A 20,741-nucleotide genomic window follows, 5' to 3' on the forward strand; every position below is an offset into this window, starting at 1 on the left:
TGGGCGGCGGTACCAATTTATCTTACCCAGGGTACCAAGCCCGCTGACTGGCGGTACCAGATTCTGCTGATTGTTGGTACCGGAGAGGGTTACTACTCACCGCGGGACGAAGGGCCTTGTTCGCTTATGAGCGGGGTCATCAATCATGTTAGCAAAAGGCGCGCCTACTCGATGACGCGCTTGGCGAAGTCGGGGGCGAAGTAGTCGAAGGTGGCGCGCATGACGCGGCCGCCGCCCGTGGAGGCGTGGATGTACTCGCCGTCGCCGGCGTAGATGCCCACGTGGTAGACGCCCGAGCCCGACCCCCAGAACAGAAGGTCGCCGGGCACCAGCTCATCCAGCGAGACCCCGACGCCCAGCGCACTCTGCTCGGCAGCCGTGCGCGGCAGCTCGCGACCGAGAGCGTGGGAGAACACCCAGCGGGTGAACCCGGAGCAATCGAAACCCGAAGGGGTCGTGCCGCCGTAGGAGTACGGTACCCCGAGCTGCGCATCAGCCTCGGCGACGACCGACTGCCGCCGGCCCTCGAGCGCCTCAGCCTCAGCTTGGGCGGCCGCCTCGTCGGCCACATCGCCCACGTACTCTTTTATCTCGCGGGCGAAGTCCTGAGTTTTCGTGAAGGGGCTTTCCACCTCGGACGCATAGGCCGCAGGATGGGAGAAGGCGGTGCACAACGCCGCCAGAAGAGCAGCCGCGACAATCATCCCCGCGGCCTTGGTGTGCGCTTTGAACATAACCATGGGGCCGAAGCCTAAAGGAGGAAAGCGCGCCCGCCAACCCCCTCCACAACTTGCCCGCCTTCAGTTCACGCCCCGTGCGCGAGAACTAAACCGAACCCCCACGCCCCGTTCACGCCTTCCCCATTCATGACAAATGAAGTCAGAAGAGAAGTTGGGTCCGGCGGAGACGCGGGGTGCCCTGACCGAGCGAGTTCCGCAGCGACTGGAACAGCCCAGTGGGCTGTTCCACCAAGCGAGGACTGTCTGAGCGAATCAGGGTACCCCGCGGCTCCGCCCCAGGGAACCCTGCAGCTAGATTTCCCGCGGTACTTCCCCGGTCTCCAGCAGGTTCAATAGCTGTGCCTCGTCCAGCACGGGCACGTCCAACGCCACCGCCTTGTCGTACTTCGAGCCCGCGTTCTCCCCCGCCACGACGAAGCTCGTCTTCTTCGACACCGACCCCGACACCTTGGCCCCCATGGCCTTCAGGCGCGCCCCGGCCTCGTCGCGGGTCATGCCCGAGTGCGCAAGCGTCCCCGTCAGCACGAAGGTAAGGCCCGCCAGCACCTGGGGCACCTCCTCGCCGACAGCGACGGCCTCATCGGCCATGGTCACGCCAGCCGCGCGCAACCGCTCGATGACCGAGGTGTTGTCCGGCGTGCGGAAGAACAGCCACATCCCGTGGGCCACCTTCGGCCCCACGCCGTAGATGCCCGCCAGCTCGTCCTCGCCGGCCGCCGAAAGCGCGTCCATGGAGGGGTAGGCCGCCGCAATGGCCTCGGCCGTGGTCTTGCCCACGTGCCGGATGCCCAGCCCGAACAGCACGCGCGCGAAGGTGCGGCCCTTCGACGCCTCAATGGCCGCGACGAGCTTCTTCGCCACCGTGTGTCCGAGGCGCACCGGCTCCCCGTCGGCCTTCACGCGGCCCATGTCCAAGCTCGCCAGCTCCTCCTCGGACAGAGAGTAGTAGTCGGCCACATCCGCCACGCGCCCGCTCTCCACGAGTCGCGAGACGATCTCCTCCCCCATGCCGTCGATGTCGAGCGCCCCGCGGCTCGCCCAATGCAGCAGCCGCTCCAGCGCCTGGGCCGGGCAGTCGATGGAGATGCAGCGGAACGCCACCTCGCCCGGATCGCGCACCACGGGGCTGCCGCAGCTCGGGCATACGCTCGGCATCTCCCAGATGCGCGCCTCGGGGCTGCGCAGGGAAAGCACCGGCCCCAGCACCTCGGGGATCACGTCGCCCGCCTTCCGCACGATGACCGTGTCGCCCACGCGCACGTCCTTGCGGTGCACCTCGTCCAGGTTGTGCAGCGTCGCCCGGGCCACCGTGGAGCCGGCCACCACCACCGGCGTAAGCTCCGCCACCGGCGTGAGCGCGCCGGTGCGCCCCACCTGCACAGTGATGTCGCGCAGAAGCGTCGTCTTCTCCTCGGGCGGGAACTTGAACGCGATGGCCCAGCGCGGCGCCCGGGCGGTGAACCCCATAGCGCGCTGGCGAGCGAAGTCGTTCACCTTCACCACCACGCCGTCGATCTCGTAGGGCAGCGACTCGCGCCGATCCAGGCACTCACGACAGAAGCCGCGCACTTCCTCGGCCGTGGTGCACAGCCGCACGTCCGGGTTCACGTGGAAGCCGGCCTTCCGCAGCCACTGCAGAAGCTCCCACTGGCCCTCCACCTCCAAGGCGGCGTCATCGGCGATGGCGTACATAAAGGTAGAGAGGTCGCGCATCTTCGTCACGGCCGGATCCTTCTGGCGCAGCGAGCCGGCGGCGGCGTTGCGCGGGTTCGCGAAGGGGGCGCGGCCCTCCTCCTCGGCGGCGGCGTTCAAGGCCTCGAAGCTCTTCTTCGGCATGTACACCTCGCCGCGCAGCTCCAGCGTCTCCACCCCCGGCGCGATGGCCGCGCGCGCCTCGTCGCGCAGGCGCAAGGGCACGTCGCGCACGGTGCGCATGTTCACGGTCACGTCCTCGCCGGTGGTGCCGTCGCCGCGGGTGGCCGCCCGCACGAGCACGCCGTCCTCGTAGGTGAGCGCGATGGAGCTGCCATCGATCTTCAGCTCGCAGCACAGAGGCGGAAGCGCCCCTCCGCAGGCCTCGGCGGTGCGCTCCATCCACTCGTCAAGCTCGTCTAAATCCATGGCGTTGTCGAGCGAGTACATGCGCCGCTCGTGCACGACGGGTGCGAACTGCTCGCCCACATACCCGCCGACTCGCTGGGTGGGCGAGGAGGCCGTCACCAGCTCGGGGTGCGCCGCCTCTATCTCGCGCAGCTCCCGCATGAGCGAGTCGAAGGCCGCGTCCGAAATGGTGGGCGCGTCCAGGGCGTAATACTGGTAGCTGTGGTGCTCGATCTCGCGCCTGAGCGCTTCGGCCCGCGCCGCCGGATCGCTCGTCGCCTTCGCCAGGTCCGCCCCGTCGAACAACGGGTTCTGTTCTGCGTCCATGCCATTCGCCTTTCTCGGATTACGCCAATCCTGTCTTTTCATCTCGGGAAATCGCAGGGCCGGTTTCGGGCAAGAATTTCGAGTTGTTAGAGTTTTGCCCTTCCCTCAGCTCTCCCTTCAAGGCACCCTATCGTAGAAATGTTGGGATTTTGCGGAAACCTAGGAGCGAATTCGGAGAAACAGAGCTTCCCAAAGTCTAACAACTCGAAATTTTCGCCAAAAACACGCCTCCGCTTCTCCCAGAGAGTCAATTGATCCTGCCGGGGTAACAAAGAGGCCCGGAAGCGTTTCCGGGCCTCGTCGGTCGCCGCGCCTATGGTATCACTGGCACGGCCGTAGTGCTGCCAACTCCTCGCCTAGCGGGCATCGCTTCCCAAGGGTGCGACTCCCCAACGGCGCATCGCACTTCCTAGTGGGTGTGGGCCACGATGGTCGCCTGGGGCAGCGACACGCCGTAGACGGCCATCTGCACGCCGCGGGCCATCAGGAAGAAGCCCAAGAACAGCGCGAAGGTGCCCGGCCACAGGAAGAACGCGATACCGCAGAACAGCGACACGATGCCGGCGAACAGCACCCAGCCCCAGCCGGGAAGCGCGTCGCGGAAGCGGACGGCGGCCACAATCTCGAAGATGCCATAGGCCACCACGAAGATGCCCATGACCCAGGGGATCACCACGGCTGACGCTATGGGATGCACGATGAACAGCACGCCCAAGATAATGTCGCAGACGGCGTAGGCGAGCGCCCAGCCGGACAGCCCCTCGGCCTCGCGGTACTTAAAGTAAGCGTAGGCATCCACGATGCCCGCGGCCAGAAACATGCAGCCGGCAATGACAGCGATGCTCACCAGCGTGAGCCCCGGCACCACGAGCAGCACGAATCCGATGATGACCAGGGCGATGCCCGCGGCGAACAGGCCCCAGTTGCGTCCTACCTTGATGTCCATGATAATCACAACTCCTTAACCCTTTGGCTATCCGCCATCGCAGTGTGCTACGGTGACGATATTCATTCTAGAAGCGGGAATGTGAGAATTACGCCGCGCGCCCCTCCCGTTTCCGACAGGATTGCGCTGCGTTGGCGCTGCGTTTCATGAGGGTTTCGCTCATTATTTGGAAGGTGTGGAAGAGATGGAAGACGCAGAGGATCTGAAAGTGGCCCCCGGCCGGGGCAATGCCGAGCTGGCCTGTCTGCTGCCGCATCCGGCCGCCGATGCCAACAAGTACACCCGCGGGCACTTGAGCCTCGTGGTCGGCTCGGCGGCCTACCCCGGCGCGGCCTGCCTGGCGGCTGCGGCCGGCGAGCGTGGCGGGGCCGGCTACACCGAGGTGTTCTGCGCCGGGAAATCGATGATCACCGTGCGCGGCTGGCGGCCGTCTTTGGTGGTGCGCGACTGGAGAGCGTGGAAGCCGGCCAAGGCGCCGGCGCCCCGGCCGGGCCACCCGACGGCCTGCGTCATCGGCTGCGGCTTCGACGCGGCGGAAACCTCCCTCACCTCGCTTCTCATGGAGACGGTGCGGGGCTGGGAGGCCCCTCTGCTCATCGACGGGGGCGCCCTCGGGCTTCTCGCCAACGCCACCGGCCTGCGCCTGGCCCGCGAGCGGGCCGCCGCCGGGCGCTCGACGCTGCTCACGCCCCACGGCGGCGAGGCGGCGCGGCTGGCCCAAGGCGCCCGGGAGGCCCTGGGAGAGGCCGAGGACGCGGCCGCCCGCGGAACGCGCAGCCCCCTCGCGGAGGCCGCGGGCGCCCTCTCCCCCGCAAGCCGCTCCACGCTGGCGGCCGCCGACCCCGCGCCTGCGGCCCTGGCCTGCGCGCTCGCCGAGGCCTATGGCGCCGTTGTGGCCCTCAAAGGCCCCGTGACCTTCATCGCCTCGCCCGACGGCACCGTCGAGGTCATGGACCGGGGCACGTCCGCGCTCGCCAAGGCCGGCACGGGCGACGTGCTCGCGGGCATCGTCGGCGCCCTGCTCGCCCAGGGACTTTCCCCCCGCGACGCCGCGGCCCTCGGCTGCGCCCTGCACGCCGAGGCGGGCCGGGCCGCCGCGGCCGCCCTCACCGACATCTGCGTCGCCGCCGAGGACCTCATCACCTACCTTCCCGACGCCATCCGCGCCATCGAGTCCTAAGGCGGGGCGGCACGCTCGCCCCCTTCTATTGACAGGGGTTAATAGCGAATCTCGCCACAATTGCGGCATTATAGCCTTATACTGAGGTGTCATTGAGAGCAGAAAGGGGAGGCCGTGCACGCCGTCAAAGTAGACAGCCGTAAGATCATGGCCGCAGGCCTGGTCATCGTGGCCGTCTTCGCCGCCGTCGCCATCACGGTGAACCTGTTCTACCTCGGGCAGATTCAGTCCCTCGTGCGCAACACCACGACCACCTCGGTCATGGAGCTGGCAACGGCCCGCGCCCACTACCTGGACGAATGCCTCGCCTCCGACCAGAACTCCGTGAAGAGCCTCGCCCACTTCATCGCCGACGTCACTCCGGGAGAGGCCCGCGCCCAGGTGGAGGACTTCATCTCCACCCACGAGGCCGCCGCCGCCTGGATTCGCTCCAAGGACGGCACCACCTGGTGCTCCTCGAGCGAGACCGACCTGTACGACCCGGCCCTGGAAAACGAGCTGTTCGGTCCGGCGCTCGCCGGCGAGACCGGCTCCTCGGAGATGTACCTCGGCCACGCCGGCGAGCGCCGCATCCTCTTCTACGCTCCCATCGTCGACGAGCCCGTCGCCTCCGGCCCCGGGACGACCCCCCCGCCAATCCCGACGACATTCTCGGCGCCGTCTACGTCTCCTACCCCGCCGACGAGCTGCAGAACTCCTACGGCACCGCCTATTCCAGCGCCGGCGCCACCTTCGTCGTCGACTCCTCCGGCACCATTGTGCTCGACGCCAACCGCGGCGCCGACGAGGCGGTCCAAGGCAGCCTGACCGCCCTCATCAACGACGACGCTGACTCGACCCAGGTCACATCGCTGCTCGCCGGCATCGCCTCCAACACCTCTGGCAGCCTCGTCATGACCCTCGACGGCGCCGACCAGTTCGTTTTCTACACCCCCATCGACGCCAAGAGCGGCTGGTCGCTCGTGACCATCCTGCCGCTTTCGGTGGTGGAATCCGACGGCACCCAGATCGTCGGCATCACCAACCAGATGGTGGCCGTGCTTGCCGTGGCCGTGGCCCTGGCGACGGCGGCCATGGTGGCTCTCATGGTGTACCGGCGCCGCCGCGAGCATCGCTACGAGCAGTACATCCAAAGCGTGTACTCGGCCATCGGCGCCAACATCGACACCGCCATCTTCATCGTCGACCGCAAGGAGCGCCTGGTCGAGGCCGTCTTCGAAAACACCCAGGACATCCTCGGCATTCCGGCCCGCGACTTCTTCGTCCCCAACGAGCTGTCGCCCAACGAGGCCTACGCCAACGTGGCCGCCATCGTGCACTCCGGCGCCGGCGATAAGGCGCGCACCTGGGAATTCGAGGCGGACAACCCGGCGCTGGGCCGCTCGCAGTGGCTGCGCATGACGGCGCGGCCCGTGATGCTCGCCGAGCGCGAGAAGACCATCTTCTCGCTCACCGACGTCACCGCCGACCACGAGATCCGCGCCCGCCTCGAGCGCGCCGCCACCGCCGCCGAGGACGCCAACCGCGCCAAAAGCTCGTTCCTCTCCTCCATGAGCCACGACATCCGCACGCCCATGAACGCCATCCTGGGCTTCTCCACGCTCATCGACCGCGAGGCCGACAACCCCGCCCACGTGCGCGACTACAACCGCAAGATCGCCACCTCCGGCCAGCACCTTTTGGGGCTCATCAACGACGTGCTGGACATGTCGAAGATCGAGGCCGGCAAGACCACCCTGGCAGCAAGCGCCTTCGCCCTCTCCGGCACCGTGGAATCCGTCGAGGCCATGATGCGCCAGCAGACCGACGCCAAAAACCAAGTGTTTACCGTGGAAGTGGACAAGGTCGAGCACGACCGGCTCGTCGGCGACGAGGGGCGGCTGCGCCAGATCCTCATGAACCTGCTCTCCAACGCCATGAAGTACACGCCCGAGGGCGGCCACATCCTCTTCCGCGTCGACGGCTCCGCCAAGCGCCATGGAAAGCTGCAGCATTTGCGCATCATCGTCCGCGACGACGGCATCGGCATGTCGAAGGACTACCTTGCCACCATCTTCGACTCGTTCACCCGCGAGGAGTCGAGCCTCACCAACAAGGTTCAGGGAACGGGCCTCGGCATGGCCATCACGAAGAACCTCGTCGATCTTATGGGAGGCACCATCTCCGTGGAAAGCGAGCTGGGAACGGGCAGCACCTTCATCGTCGATCTGGACTTCCCGCCGGCCGGCGACGAGTCGGACGGCACCGAGGGCGACGGCGGAAAGCGAGCCGGCGACGCGAGCGGGACCGGCGAGAACGCCCTGGCGCACAAGCACGTCCTCGTGGCGGAGGACAACGCCCTGAACGCGGAGGTCATCACCGCCATCCTGAACATCCACGACGCCACCTGCGAGGTGGCGGCCAACGGCAAGGAGGCCGTGGCGAAGTTCGGGATGAGCGCCCCGGGCACCTTCGACATGATCTTCATGGACGTGCAAATGCCCGTGATGAACGGCCACGACACCGCCCGGGCCATCCGCGCGATGGATCGCCCCGACGCCGGCACCATCCCCATCATCGCCATGACGGCCAACGCCTTCGCCGAGGACGAGCGCCAGGCCCTCGCCTGCGGCATGAACGCCCATGTCGCCAAGCCCATCGACGTCCACACCCTGGAACGCGTCGTAGCCGAGCTGTCTTAGACGGGCTTTTCGTGGAAGGCGGCCGCGGGGGTGCGCGAGGCGGTCGTCGTGAGGGCGGCCGCCTCGTTTTCGCTTCGTACGCCTGAGCGGGACATGATGCGTTGCACGAAAATGCGCGTTGCGTCGCGCTTGCGAGCAGCTGGAAGGGGATTCTGGCCAAAAACAGGCCGCAGACTGGCAGTTTGGACTTACTTTTTGGCCATCGTACCGTCTGTTGGGAGAGTTCCTTGTAGCTTCTTTGAGTTTTCCCAGCTCAGAGGATCGGAGGTTGCAGCCGTGAAATGAGCTGGGCGATGCCATTACAGCTAGCGGCCCGTTTTTGGCCAAAATGCGGTCCAGAGACCCTTCCAAATGCAGTCGGCGATACTTTTTTGGCCACAGCGCGGGAGGCGGCCCTCGCGGGTGCGAACCGCGCCGCACGACACCCTGGGATTCTACCCAGCCGCAGGCGCTCCCGGGAGGTCGTCCAGCAGGGCGCGGGCGTCCTTGAACTGGCGAGTGAGCTCCTCCATGGGGTCGCGCCGCCGCTCGGTGGCCGCCACCGACTCCTCGGTGATGGCCATGGCGCAGGCCACGGCATCGGTATGGGTGTAGGACAGCGAAAGGGGGATCTCCCGCACGCCCTGCTCGCGGGCCACTTCGCGGGCGCGTCCGGTGAGCACCACGTAGGGGCGCCCCTTGCTCGTGCGGCGCACTTCCACATCGAGCCAGCCGATGCCCTCGGAAAACCCCGTGCCGAGCGCCTTCAGCACCGCCTCCTTGGCGGCGAAGCGGGTGGCGTAGTGCACTTCGGGGTGAGCATGGGAGTCGCAATAGGCCCGCTCGGCGGCAGAGTACACCTTCTCCACGAAGGCCGGCGAGCGATCGATGATCTTGCGCATGCGCGCGATTTCCACGATGTCCACGCCGAGGCCCACTTCCTCGTTGGGCACGTCCATGGCAAGCGCGCCATCGACGACGGCTTGGGATTTCTTCGATCGGGCCACTCCATCTGCCTTTCAGATCATCGGGGATACGCAAAGGCGCCGCCTCGGGATCGAGCGCGGCGCCGAAAGAGACTCATAGCTATTCGACCGTCACCGATTTCGCGAGATTGCGGGGCTGGTCCACGTCGCAGCCGCGTTTGACGGCCACGGCGCGCGAGAGCAGCTGCAAGGGCACGCTGGCCGTGATGGGCGAGAAGGCGTCGCGCACCTTCGGCACGTAGATGACGTGGTTGGCGTGCTTGGCGATTTCCTCGTCGCCCTCGGTGGCCACGGCGATGATGCAGGCACCGCGGGCCCGGGACTCCTGTAAATTCGACACCACCTTGTCGTAAACGGGACTCTTCGTCGCGATGGCCACCACGGGGAATCCCTCGTCGATAAGGGCGATGGGGCCGTGCTTCATCTCGCCGGCGGCGTAGGCCTCGGCGTGCAGGTAGCTGATCTCCTTCATCTTAAGGGCGCCCTCGTAGCTGGTGGCGGCCCCCATGCCCCGGCCGATGAACAGGGCGCTTGTCGCGTCCACCATGGCGTCGGCCGCCGCCTCCACCGCCGGATCGCAGTCGGCGAGGATGCGCTCGACCTGCTCGGCGGTATCGGCCAGCTCGCTGAACAGAAGCTTGATCTGCCGGCCGGTCAGCCGGCCCACCGCCTGGCCGAGCAGCATCGCCAAAAGCGTGAGGGAGACGACCTGTCCCAAAAAGCTCTTCGTGGAGGCCACGGCGATCTCCTTGTTGGCCTTGGTGTAGATGACGCCGTCGGATTCGCGGGCCACCGGGCTTCCCACCACGTTCGTGATGCCGAAGACCTTCGCCCCCTTCACGCGGGCGTCGCGGATGGCGGCCAGCGTGTCGGCCGTCTCGCCCGATTGCGATACGGCCACGACCAGCGTCGTGGGCGTGATGATGGGATTGCGGTAGCGGAACTCGCTGGCGACCTCCACCTCGCAGGGGATGCGCGCCCAGCTCTCGATGAGGTTCTTGGCGATAAGGCCCGCATGGTAGGAGGTGCCGCACGCGATAATGTAGACGCGATCGACCAGGTTGAGCTCGGCCGGCGTCATGTCCAGCTCGTCGATGACCAGCGAGCCGGCAACCAGGCGGCCGGCCAGCGTATCGCGGATGACGCGGGGCTGCTCGTGAATCTCCTTCAGCATGAAGTCGGGGTAGCCGCCCTTTTCGGCGACGTCGAGATCCCAATCGACATGGGTGACGTCGGGCTTAATGGGGTTGCCGGCCTCGTCGTAGTACTCGATGCCATCGGGGCGCAGGCGCGCCATCTGCCCGTCGGCGAGCACCACCACATCGCGCGTGGCGTCGATCATCGCGATGATGTCGGAGGCCACGTAGCTGCCGGTCTCGCCGCAGCCCACCACGATGGGGGAATCCTTGCGGCAGGCGATGATCGTGCCCGGCTCGGCATCGGCCATGACGGCCAGGCCGTAGGCCCCGACGAGCCGCGCGGCCGCCTCGGCCACCGCCGCACGCAGGTCGCCGGTGCCTTCGGCGAGCATGCGGTGGTAGGACTCCTCCACGAGGTGCGCCACCACCTCGGTATCCGTCTCGCTCTTGAAGACGTGCCCGCGGCCGACGAGCTCCTCGCGCAGCTCGGCGAAGTTCTCGATGATGCCGTTGTGCACCACGGCGATGTCGCCGGAGCACGAGGTGTGCGGGTGCGCGTTGGCCTCGCTCGGCTTGCCGTGAGTGGCCCAGCGGGTGTGCCCGATGCCGCAGGAGCCCGTCATTTCGAAGTGGCCGAGGGTGTGCGCGAGCTCGGCTACCTTGCCCTTGCGCGTGATCACCTGAATGCCGCCGTCCTGCTCCACGGCCACACCCGCCGAGTCGTAGCCGCGGTATTCCATGCGGGTGAGCCCCTCCACCAGGATGGGAGTGGCGCTCGCCTCACCGGTATAGCCGACGATTCCGCACATAGATGCTCCTTTATCGAAAGCGGGCGGCACGAGGCCGCCCTCACTCATTTGCCGGTTCGCTATTGTACCGAAGGGGCGCCGTCCCCGGCCGCCTTCCACGAAAAGCGCGGAGCTACCCGCGGATCTCGGCGCCGGTGGCCTTTTCCACCTTCGACACGAGCTTGCCGTGGGCGCGCTCCACTTCCTCGCTGGTCAGCGTGCGGTCGGGCGCGCGGTAGACGAGGCTGTAGGCCATGGACTTCTTGCCGGCGCCCACGCGCTCCGCATCGCGGTACACGTCGAACAGCGCCACGGATTCCAGAAGCTTCCCGCCGGCCGAGGTCATCACCTGGACCATCTTCTCATGGGGCACGTCCTCGGCCACCACGAAGGCCTGATCCACCGTGACGGCCGGGAAGGTGGGCACGTCCACGTAGTCGCGGGCCGGACGGCACGCGCGCACGAGCGCCGCCACATCAAGCTCGAAGGCCACCACGGGCGGCTCGGCCCCGAAGGCGTCGGCCGCGAGCGGATGGATCTCCCCCACCCAGCCGATAACCGCGCCGTTCGCCATCATCTCGGCGGCGCGGCCCGGCTGCAGCTGCGGGGCCTCATCGGCGGAAAGCGCCCGGAAGCGCACTTTGGGCAGCGCCAGCTCGCGGGCCAGGTTCTCCAGCACGCCCTTGGCGTCGAAGAAGTCGAAGGGCACTGCCGGTGAGTTCCACGCCGCATCGCGCATGGAACCGGCCAGAACGCCGGCGAGCTTCTTGCGCTCCTTGGCCTTCTTGCGTCCCTCGGCGGCGGCGAACACCGTGCCGATCTCGTAAAGCTGGATGTTCTTCACGCCGCGGGCCTGGTTATAGGCCACCGAGCGCAGAAGCCCGGGAACGATGGACTGGCGCATGACCGACATGTCCGCGTTCAGCGGGTTCAGAAGCTCCACGGCCAGGCCCAGCCCCTCGGCGGGCAGGCGCAGCCGCTCGATGTCGCCGGGCTCGGCGAAGGAGTAAGTCATGGTCTCATTCATGCCGGAGGCGCGCAGGGTGTCGTTGATCACGCGCACCGTCTCCTGCTCCGGCGTGCGCGCGCCCACGCGCTCGCGGCCGCCGGGCAGCGTCGGCGGGATGCGGTCCATGCCCCACAGGCGCAGCACTTCCTCGTACAGGTCGATCTCGCGCTCCAGATCGGGGCGGAAGGTGGGCGGCAGCACCGAGAGCACGGAAGGGTCGTCGGTGGCCTCAACGGCACAGCCGAGGCGCACGAGAATGTCCTCAATGAAGTCGGCGGGAATGTCGGCCCCCATCATGGCCACAAAGCGCGGGATGCGGAAGATGAGCTCCGGACGGGCGGTGGGAAGCTCGTAGACGTCCACCACCCCGGGGCGCACCGTGCCCCCGGACACCTCGGCCAGAAGGGCCGCCGCGGCCTGGGAGACCACTTCGCACAGATGATCGTCCACACCGCGCTCGTAGCGCATGGAGGCCTCGGAGATAAGGCCCAGATTGCGGCTCGTGCGGGAGGTGCGGCCGCGCTCGAAGGCGGCGGACTCCAAAAGCACGCAGGTGGTCTCCTCGGTGACCTCGCTGTTCTCGCCGCCCATGACGCCGGCGAGCGCCACGGCGCGCTCGGGTGTGGCGATGACCGTCATGTCGCTCGTCAGCTCGCGATCCTCCCCGTCCAGGGTGGTAAGGTGCTCGCCGTCGGCGGCGGCGCGCACGACGATATGGGCGCACCCGTCAGCGCTGGCCACTTTCGCGAAATCGAAGGCGTGCAGCGGCTGGCCGTAGAGGTACAGGATGTAGTTCGTCACGTCCACGACGTTGTTGATGGAACGGCCCCCGGCAGCAGTCACGCGCTCGGCGAGCCATTCGGGGGAGGGCCCCACCTTCACGTTGTCGATGACCCGGGCGGTGTAGCGCGGGCAGCGCGCGGCATCGGGCACCTCAACGGTGACAGCGGCCGCCACGTCCTCGCCGGCGGTCACGGCAGCCAGTTTCTCCACATCGCCAGAAAGCGGCCAGGCCACCGGCTGCTGGTACATGGCGCCCACCTCGCGGGCCATGCCCACCATAGACAGGCAGTCCGGCCGGTTCGGCGTGATCTCCAGGTCGAGCACGGTATCTCCCGCGCCCATGAAGTCCGCCATGGGCTGGCCGACGGGCGCGTCATCGGGAAGCACCCAGATGCCGGAGTGGTCCTGTCCCAGCCCCAGCTCGCGGCGCGAGCAGCACATGCCGCAGCTCACCACGCCGCGCAGCTTCGATTTCTTGATCTTGAAATCGCCGGGCAGCACCGCGCCCACGAGCGCCACGGGCACCTTGACGTCCGCCGCGATGTTCGGCGCCCCGCAGACGATCTGCACGAGTTCCTCGGCGCCCACATCCACCGTCACCACGTGCATGTGATCGGAATCCGGATGCGGCTCGCAGGTGAGCACGTGCCCCACCACGACCCCTTCAAAGGCCTCGCCGGTCTTCTCCACGCCTTCCACGCCCGTGCCCGTCAAATCGAGCCGATCGCAGAACGCCTTCAAATCCTCCGGCACCGCCGTATACTCAGAAAGCCACTTCAAAGATACTTTCATACTGGTTTCTTCCTCTTAATCGCCTGTCTCGTATGACAACGAGAGTTCTGACTGGTTCCTGCCTATTCCCTACCGTGACCATGCGCAGAGGGATTTCGAGTGGTGCTCACCAAGCGAGTTCCGCAGCGAACGGAAATGCCCAGTGGGCATTTCCGCCGAGCGAGGACTGTCTGAGCGACTGAGCACTACTCGGAAGCCCGACCCCGGCAGAGCTACAACTAAAATTGCCGCAAGAACCGCATGTCGCCTTCCAAAAGCATACGCAAATCCGGCACGTCGTACTTCAGGCAGGCGATGCGCTCCACCCCCATGCCGAAGGCGAACCCCGAGTACTCCTCCGGGTCGATGCCGCTCATGGAAAGCACGTTCGGATCCACCATGCCGCAGCCCAAGATCTCGATCCAGCCGGTGCCCTTGCACATGCGGCAACCCTCGCCGTGGCAGATCCCGCAGCTCACGTCCGCCTCGGCCGAAGGCTCCGTGAACGGGAAGTAGTGGGCGCGGAAGCGCGTCTTGCGCTCGGGCCCGAAGATCTGCTTGCACACGTAGTCGAGGGTGCCCTTCAGGTCGCCGAAGGTGATGCCGCGATCCACCACGAGTCCCTCGATCTGATGGAACTGCGGCAGATGCGACGGATCGGCCACATCGCGGCGGTACACCTTGCCCGGGGCGATCATGTAGATGGGCAAGTCCCAGTCCTCCATGACGTGCACCTGCACGCCGGAAGTCTGGGTGCGCAGCAGCACGTCGGACTCGCCGCGCACCCGCGAGGTGTCGCCGGACAGGTCGTGCACGTAGAAGGTGTCCTGCATGGAACGGCTCGGGTGATCGGCCGGGGCGTTCAGGGCCGTGAAGTTGTAGTAGTCGGTCTCGATCTCCTCGCCTTCCACCACCTTGTAGCCCAGGCCCAAGAAGATATCGGACACCTCGTCGATGATGCCGTTGATGAGGTGGCGGGTACCCACCTGCTGGGCGCGGCCGGGCAGCGTCACGTCCACGGCCGCCGCCCCCATGGCCGCCTCAAGTTCGGCGGCATCGAGTGCCGCCTTGCGGGCGGCCAGTGCCTCTTCCACTTCCACGCGGGCCGCGTTCACAGCCTTGCCCACGCTCGCGCGCTCTTCAGCGGGCACCTGGCCCATGGATCTCAAGTACCCGGTCAGCGTGCCGGACTTGCCCAGCACCGCCACGCGCACGGCCTCGAGCGCCGCCGACGTGTCCGCCGCGGCGATTTCGGCCAGGGTGCGCTCACGCAGCGCCGCCAACTCCTCTGCGATTGCCATAAGGTTCGCCTTTCTTCTCGAGCCAACAAAAAAGAGCCTTCTTCCGTCCCGCCTGGGGCCGCTTGCGGCTTACCAGGAATCCAAGGACGGGAGAAGGCTCTCGCGGTACCACCTCGGTTGGCAACGCACCCGCGCACCCATTGGGTGGCGATGCGGCGTCGCCCGCTTGTTCGCGCTCTATGACGGGAGCACCCGGCACCCCTACTGGTCGCCTCGCCCGTGGGCGTTCGCGTTCGGGAATGCTGCTCGGAAGGGAATAAGACGCACTCAGAGGGTCGGGCTCTCTCAGCCGGTGAAGCCCTTCTCTGGCGACCGTGACGCACGTCCGCTGTCTTCGTCATCGCATGTAACGTCACAGTATAGCGCACTTCGAAGCGGAGCGACCGCAGAACTTTCCCGCGCCCGACAGACGGGAAGCGGGCCGCGGGCACGCGAAGGCAGACGGGAAGCGGGCTCCGGCGAGCTGCGAAGAGGCCCGGCGTCTCGGCAGCGTGGCGCGGCGCCCTACAGGAAGCGGTACTTGACGGTGCGCAGGCCCCAGGCGCGACAGCTGGAGAAGCCGAAGGCCTTCCACACGCCCGGCTGCAGATCGAGGACGCGGGAACCGCCGCCCATGGAGCCGCAGTCGTTCACCGTGGCATACACGGTCTGACCGCCGTAGACGATTTCCACCGTACGTCCGAAATAACTGCGGTAGTTCGGCATCGATTTGGGCACCGCCACGCCCATGGAGTTGTCGTCGCAGACGGCGCCGGTGGACGTGGTGCCGGGGTTCGGCGTGTTCGGATCAGTGCTGCCGCCGTAGGCCGAGGCCACGCCTGAAAGCCACCCTTCCTCCGACGAGCCGCCGGATCCGCCCCCGTTGCCGGAGCCGCCGGAGCTGCCGGAATTCCCCGATGATCCTGAGCTGCCGGAATCGCCAGAGCTACCCGACGAGCCGCCGTTATCGGAGGGGCCCTCGTCGTCGGAGACCACCGGCTCGCGATCGCCCGTATTGGCGTCGGGGCTCTCCTGCACAGCCGCGGCCGCCGCTGCGGCGGCCTCCTCTTCCTGCTTGCGCAGGGCCTCGGCCTGAGCGGCGAGCTCGGCCAGACGGGCCGCGTGCTCCTCCTGAGCGCCCTCCAGACGGGCCGCGGCATCCTTCACGACGCTTTGGGCCTCGGCGCGCTTGGCCTCCTGGGCCGCCAGAGCCTCTTCCTGCTCGTTCTTCTGGGCGTTCAGCTCATCGCTCACGTCGTCGAAGGCGCGCTTGCGCTCCTTCTGCTCGGCCACCTCGTCGGCCTGATAGGACATGATCTGAGTGACGTACTCCATGTTGCGGAGCAGCTCGTCGAAGTTCTTCGAATCAAGGATGAGGCCTAAAAGCCCCATGGAACTGCCGTCGCGGTACTCGCCCACGGCCACCTGGCCCAAAGCCGCGCGCCCCTCGAGCATGGCCTGCTGGGCCTCCATGGCCGCCGCCGCCGTCTCGTCGATCTTGGTCTGCAGCTCGGCCACCTCGGCGGTGAGCTGCTCGTACTCGCTATTGATCTGGGCCATGCGGGATTCGGCCTCGTCCAGCGTGGCCTGCGCCGCATCCACGGCAGCCTGAGTGTCGTCGGCAGGATCGGCCGCAGCCGGAACCGCGCCGATGCCGACGAGGGAGAAGGCGAGCAACAGGGCGAGAAAGACCCTCGTCGCTTTTCCTTTTCCGAACGCTCGCTGTGCCAAGGTTTCCCTTCCGTTCTGCCATTACGCCGCAGCTTTCCCCGAGCGAACATGCCGACCGGTGCGCTGCATCGCTCCATCTTCCCCAAATCGACCGACCGAGGCAAGCGTCTTACCGAAAAAGACACGAGCCGTCGACTCCTTGTCCATGGAGCATAACACTTTTTGACCATAATGCAAATACTTGTTCGTATTATTATTGCAATTTGTTCGGTGTTCCGTTATACTGCGCCAAAAGCAAGAGAAAGGAGCGGCCATGCACGCCATGGTAACGGCCCGAGTGCCCCTGGAAATCCGCGACCAGGTGAACGCGAAGCTGCGGTCCATCGGCTCGTCCCCCACCGAGCTGGTGAACGCTGCCTACGATTACGTACTCGCCACCGGCGAGCTGCCCGATGCGCAACGGGGAGAATCTCCCCTGCGCATCACCCTCACCGACGCCCAGGCCAACGAGCTGCGCTTCCGCTTGCGCCAGGCCACGCGCCCCGTACCGGCGTCGTTTTGGGAGGCCCGCGACGGCGCGCCCGCAACCAGGGGAGGAGAATAGCCATGCGCCTGCTCATCGACAGCGACGTTCTGCTCGACTTCATTGGCGAACGCGAGAGCACCGCCGCCGCCTGGGTGAAGCTCCATGCCATGGAGCTGGCCGGGGCCGCGGAGCTGTGGGTCTCCGCCGAGGCCTTCGGAGAGGTGCGCACCGCCCTCGCCGAGGCCCTCTCCGACCACGACGCCCGCTCGGCTTTGCGTTCGGCCATGGCGTTTCTGTCCGTGTGCTCGATCGACGGCCCCGACGTGCGCTTCGCCCTGGAACACGAGGGGCTGCCCTATCACGCGGCCCTCACCGAATCCTGCGCCCGCAAGCTGCAGGCCGACTTCATCGTCACCCACGGCGGCGAGGTATCCGTCTCCCGGGCCGTGCGCCGCGTGGCCCCCGACGAGCTGTTCAGCGTGCTTGAGGCGGAGCAGGGCATCGTCTTCGACGTCATCGACTTCTAGCGGGGAACCATGATCGACGAAATCCAAGTGAAGGACGTGGCCCTCATCCGCGAGGCCTCCCTTTCGCCCTCCCCCCGTCTCACCGTCCTCACTGGCGAGACGGGCGCCGGAAAGACGGCGCTCGTCAGCGCCGTGAAGCTGCTCGTCGGCGAGCGCGCCGACAGCTCCTGCGTGCGCGAGGGGGCAAAAAACGCCGAAGTGCGGGGACGCCTGTTCCCTTCCGATCCCACCGCCGAAGAGCTCGTCGCGGTGCGCAAGGTCAGCGCCGACGGCCGCAGCCGCGCCACGATAAACGGCGCCATGGCCAGCGTGTCGGAGCTCGCGCGCACGGTGGGGCCGCTGGTGGAGCTCTGCGGACAGCACGAGTACCAATCGCTGCTGAAGCCGGCAGAGCACGGCCGCATCCTCGATGGTTGGGCCGATCTGGAAAGCACCGTAGGGGCGGCCTTTCGCGAGGCCCTCGCCGATGCCCGTGCCGCCGAGACGGCCCTGGAAGAGCTGAGGGCAACGGCGAGCGCCTCCAACACCCAGCTGGAGGAGGCACGCTTCACGCTGCAGCAGATAGAGGCGGTGAACCCCGAGGGCGGCGAGTACGAGGAAACGCGCGACTGGCTCGCCCGGGCCGAGCACGCCGAGGTGCTCGCCCGCAACTCCCACGGGGCCGCCGAGGCGCTCTCCGGCGACGGCGGCGCGCTGGACGCCCTGAACACGGCCATCTCCCTCATCGAGGAGGCCTCCCGGGCCGACGAGTCGCTGGCCCCCTTCGCCGCGTCGCTGAGGGAAATCTGCTTCGTCGTGGAGGACGTCTCCCGGGATATGGCCGGCTACTGCGACGCCATCGATTTCGACGGCGAGTCTCTGGCCGCGGCCCAGAAGCGCATGGGGCAGCTCATGGGGCTCATGCGCTCCTTCGGTCCCACCATGGAGGCCGTCTTCGAGCGCTGGGACGAGGCGGCGGCCCTCGTCGGGCTCGTCGACGACGCCGACGAGAACCTGGCCCGCGCCGAGGCGGCCGCGGAAGCGGCCGAAAGCGCCCTCGCCGAAGCGGCGGCCGCCTATGATGCAGCCCGCATCGAGGCCGCGCCGCGGTTCGCGGCGGCGGTCAACGAGGTGCTCGGACGCCTGGAGATGGGGACGGCGGCGCTGGTGTGCACGGTGGAGCCGCTGCCCCGCGAAAGCTGGAGCGCCGCGGGCAGCGCAAGCGTCGTCTTCGAGTTCAAGCCCGGCGCCTCCATGCAGCCGCGCCCCTTGGCCCGCATCGCCTCCGGAGGCGAAATCAGCCGCGTCATGCTGGCCATCAAGGTGGCTTTGGGCGCAAAGGACGGCACGGAGACCCTTATCTTCGACGAGGTGGACGCCGGCGTGGGCGGAAGCACCGCCAATGCGCTCGCCGCCGTGCTGGCGGAGCTGGCGGAAAGCCACCAGGTCATCGCCATCACGCATCTGGCCCAGGTGGCTGTGCTCGCCGATACCCACTACACCGTGACGAAAACCGCGGGCGACGCGCCCGAAACGGTTCTGACCCCGGTGGAGGGCGACGAGCGCGTGGCCGAAGTGGCGCGCCTGTTGTCGGGCACCGCCACCGAGACCTCCCTCGCCCACGCCCGCGAACTCTTGGGGCAGTAACGCCTATTCCGCTGCCTGCTGGGCCGCCAGCTCTTGGGCGAGGGCCTTGGCGTCATCGTAGGCCAGAAGCTGGTCGATGGTCACGAACTTGTAGCCCTCGGCGCGCAGCTGGGGCAGCGCGATCTTCAGCGCCTCGATGGTCTGACTCCGATCGCCGCCGCCGTCGTGCATGAGCACGACATCCCCTGGCTTCGCCGACAGCAGGCGCTCCGCAATGGCGTCGGCGCCCGGTCGCCGCCAGTCCTCGGTGTCCACGTTCCAGCCGATCTCGCCCGTGATGTAGGGCTGCAAGTTCCAGATGATCTCGTCGTGGAAGTTGCCGCCCGGCGAACGGAACACCTTCGACGCCTCGGCGCCCGTCGCATCCGCGATGGCCTGCTGGCCCATCTGCACCTCTTCAATCTGCTTCTCGGGACTCTGGCGCGTCATGTCCACGCCGTTGCCGCCGCCGGTGGCCGCATGGTCGTAGGAGTGGGTGCCGATCTGGTGACCCTCGGCTGCCATGCGCTTGATCGTCTCCACGTAATCGGTCTTATCGGAAATCTGCTCGCCGATCGTGAAGAACGTCGCCACGGCGTCGTTCTCCTTCAGCACGTCGAGCAGTTCCTGGGTCGTGGGCCACGGGCCATCGTCGAAGGTGAGCGCGATGACTTTCTCGCCGTTCGTGTTCGCGTTGTACTTCAGATAGACGTTGTCGGAGCCCTCCTTCACGGTTTCCTCCACCGTCTTGCCCGACACTTTGCCGGTGCGCTTCTCCACCTGGGCCGCCTCACCGGGCACGTACACGTGGACGGCCCCCTCGCCCAGCTCCACCTGGCCCGGGGCCGTCTCCTCGGTAGTTACATCGTATTCCTCGGTCACATCGGCGCCGTCGTCCAGCTGGACCACATCGCCCTTGTGCAGCTCAGTTGCGCCGTCGGTCACCTCATTGCCGTTGACCGTGCCGGCAAAGGCAGCGCCGCCGCCCTCTTCCAGAACCTCCCCGTCGACGGCGAGCAGATTGCCCGGCTGCGGGGAGACGACGCCCTCGGCGATCATGTCGTTCAAGGTCGTCCCCCGATCCACCGTGCGCGTCATGCCGTTGACCGTCACGTTGAACTGCAGCGGGTTCAGATACAGGTACACCCCCACGCCGATGGCGGCCAGAATGACCACGGAGACGATAATGGAGACGACGCTCGCCTTCTTCTTGCCCTTCTTCTTGTAGCGCCCCATATCGGCATAGGGAGCCACCTGGCCATCGGCCTTGGTGGCCGGAACGACCCGCGGGGGCACCTGGGCCGCGTAGCCCGCATAGCCGTGCGGCGACGCCGCCTGGCGAGGCTGGGGCTGGGCCTGCTGATAGGCGTGCGGCTGATAGGACGGCGCCTCATGCAGGCGCGGATCCTGCGTCTGGGCGCCATAGTCCGTCTGCTCGCGAGGCGCTGCCGGCTCCTGCTGCGGGGAAGGGGCCTGCGCTGCCGGCTGGGGGCGCATTTCCGGCGGGACGGCCGCCGACTGCGGCTGCGGTGCTGAGACCCCGTGGGAATGGGGAACCGAGGCCGGCACGGAGGCGCCGGGGTGGCGCCGGGTGGGCTTCTTGTGCTGTCGCGGGTTGTTGCGGGGGTTATTCGAACCTTGGGAGGCGGGCTGATCGGGCATCGCTTTATTCCTTAGGAAGTACTTCAGGTGGTGCAGGTGCT

Annotated in this window: 15 protein-coding genes; 6 read left to right on the forward strand and 9 right to left on the reverse strand. The window is 67.2% G+C overall.

Features of this window, described 5'->3' with window-relative positions; translation table 11 throughout:
- Positions 1 to 164 precede the first annotated feature (164 nt).
- The 3 genes from ACW4QM_RS08795 to ACW4QM_RS08805 all read right to left on the reverse strand — a co-directional run bounded on the left by ACW4QM_RS08795 (position 165) and on the right by ACW4QM_RS08805 (position 4,113).
- Positions 165 to 740, reverse strand: a complete 576-nt coding sequence (locus tag ACW4QM_RS08795; protein ID WP_157012739.1) for a C40 family peptidase — start codon at positions 738 to 740, stop codon at positions 165 to 167.
- 291 nt (positions 741 to 1,031) lie between these two features.
- Complete coding sequence (gene ligA / locus ACW4QM_RS08800) at positions 1,032 to 3,167, reverse strand: NAD-dependent DNA ligase LigA (RefSeq protein ID WP_237974071.1); 2,136 nt, start codon at positions 3,165 to 3,167, stop codon at positions 1,032 to 1,034.
- Between the two features lie 409 nt (positions 3,168 to 3,576).
- Complete coding sequence (locus ACW4QM_RS08805; protein WP_237974072.1) at positions 3,577 to 4,113, reverse strand: HdeD family acid-resistance protein; 537 nt, start codon at positions 4,111 to 4,113, stop codon at positions 3,577 to 3,579.
- A 184-nt stretch (positions 4,114 to 4,297) separates the two neighbouring features.
- On the opposite strand from ACW4QM_RS08805, the gene ACW4QM_RS08810 reads away from it, so the two are divergent.
- The 3 genes from ACW4QM_RS08810 to ACW4QM_RS08820 all read left to right on the forward strand — a co-directional run bounded on the left by ACW4QM_RS08810 (position 4,298) and on the right by ACW4QM_RS08820 (position 7,974).
- The gene (locus ACW4QM_RS08810; RefSeq protein WP_237974073.1) at positions 4,298 to 5,293 is read left to right on the forward strand and encodes an ADP-dependent NAD(P)H-hydrate dehydratase; all 996 of its coding nucleotides are present in this window, start codon (positions 4,298 to 4,300) and stop codon (positions 5,291 to 5,293) included.
- A 114-nt stretch (positions 5,294 to 5,407) separates the two neighbouring features.
- The gene (locus ACW4QM_RS08815) at positions 5,408 to 6,100 is read left to right on the forward strand and encodes a hypothetical protein (protein WP_237974074.1); all 693 of its coding nucleotides are present in this window, start codon (positions 5,408 to 5,410) and stop codon (positions 6,098 to 6,100) included.
- Complete coding sequence (locus tag ACW4QM_RS08820; protein ID WP_161127470.1) at positions 6,052 to 7,974, forward strand: hybrid sensor histidine kinase/response regulator; 1,923 nt, start codon at positions 6,052 to 6,054, stop codon at positions 7,972 to 7,974. Before ACW4QM_RS08815 ends, ACW4QM_RS08820 begins: the two co-directional genes overlap by 49 nt.
- Before the next feature lie 434 nt (positions 7,975 to 8,408).
- Here ACW4QM_RS08820 and acpS read toward each other — a convergent pair whose 3' ends face one another.
- The 5 genes from acpS to ACW4QM_RS08845 form a co-directional block, all read right to left on the reverse strand.
- Positions 8,409 to 8,960, reverse strand: coding sequence for a holo-ACP synthase (gene acpS / locus ACW4QM_RS08825; RefSeq protein ID WP_231699493.1), 552 nt, complete (start codon positions 8,958 to 8,960; stop codon positions 8,409 to 8,411).
- A gap of 79 nt (positions 8,961 to 9,039) precedes the next feature.
- Complete coding sequence (glmS, locus tag ACW4QM_RS08830; protein WP_161127471.1) at positions 9,040 to 10,887, reverse strand: glutamine--fructose-6-phosphate transaminase (isomerizing); 1,848 nt, start codon at positions 10,885 to 10,887, stop codon at positions 9,040 to 9,042.
- A gap of 112 nt (positions 10,888 to 10,999) precedes the next feature.
- Positions 11,000 to 13,450, reverse strand: a complete 2,451-nt coding sequence (pheT, locus tag ACW4QM_RS08835) for a phenylalanine--tRNA ligase subunit beta (protein ID WP_161127472.1) — start codon at positions 13,448 to 13,450, stop codon at positions 11,000 to 11,002.
- Positions 13,451 to 13,668: 218 nt separating this feature from the next.
- On the reverse strand, positions 13,669 to 14,730 hold the full coding sequence (gene pheS / locus ACW4QM_RS08840; protein ID WP_022739492.1) for a phenylalanine--tRNA ligase subunit alpha: 1,062 nt from the start codon (positions 14,728 to 14,730) through the stop codon (positions 13,669 to 13,671).
- Between the two features lie 504 nt (positions 14,731 to 15,234).
- A complete protein-coding gene (locus tag ACW4QM_RS08845; RefSeq protein WP_161127473.1) occupies positions 15,235 to 16,440 on the reverse strand; it encodes a coiled-coil domain-containing protein in 1,206 nt (401 codons plus the stop codon).
- A gap of 253 nt (positions 16,441 to 16,693) precedes the next feature.
- Here ACW4QM_RS08845 and ACW4QM_RS08850 point away from each other — a divergent pair, with 253 nt between their 5' ends.
- Genes ACW4QM_RS08850 through ACW4QM_RS08860 form a run of 3 tightly spaced genes read left to right on the forward strand, consistent with a single transcriptional unit; the run spans position 16,694 to position 19,059 of the window.
- The gene (locus tag ACW4QM_RS08850; RefSeq protein ID WP_114549047.1) at positions 16,694 to 16,984 is read left to right on the forward strand and encodes a hypothetical protein; all 291 of its coding nucleotides are present in this window, start codon (positions 16,694 to 16,696) and stop codon (positions 16,982 to 16,984) included.
- Positions 16,985 to 16,986: 2 nt separating this feature from the next.
- Entirely contained in the window at positions 16,987 to 17,433 is a 447-nt protein-coding gene (locus ACW4QM_RS08855; protein WP_114549048.1) for a PIN domain-containing protein, read from the forward strand.
- A gap of 9 nt (positions 17,434 to 17,442) precedes the next feature.
- Positions 17,443 to 19,059 carry a DNA repair protein RecN gene (locus ACW4QM_RS08860; protein ID WP_114549049.1) on the forward strand — a complete coding sequence of 539 codons (1,617 nt, stop codon included), beginning with the start codon at positions 17,443 to 17,445 and terminating at the stop codon, positions 19,057 to 19,059.
- Positions 19,060 to 19,062: 3 nt separating this feature from the next.
- Here ACW4QM_RS08860 and ACW4QM_RS08865 read toward each other — a convergent pair whose 3' ends face one another.
- Positions 19,063 to 20,700 carry a polysaccharide deacetylase family protein gene (locus ACW4QM_RS08865; RefSeq protein WP_161127474.1) on the reverse strand — a complete coding sequence of 546 codons (1,638 nt, stop codon included), beginning with the start codon at positions 20,698 to 20,700 and terminating at the stop codon, positions 19,063 to 19,065.
- Positions 20,701 to 20,741 lie beyond the last annotated feature (41 nt).

The organism is Adlercreutzia sp. CNCM I-6207 (assembly GCF_977072305.1).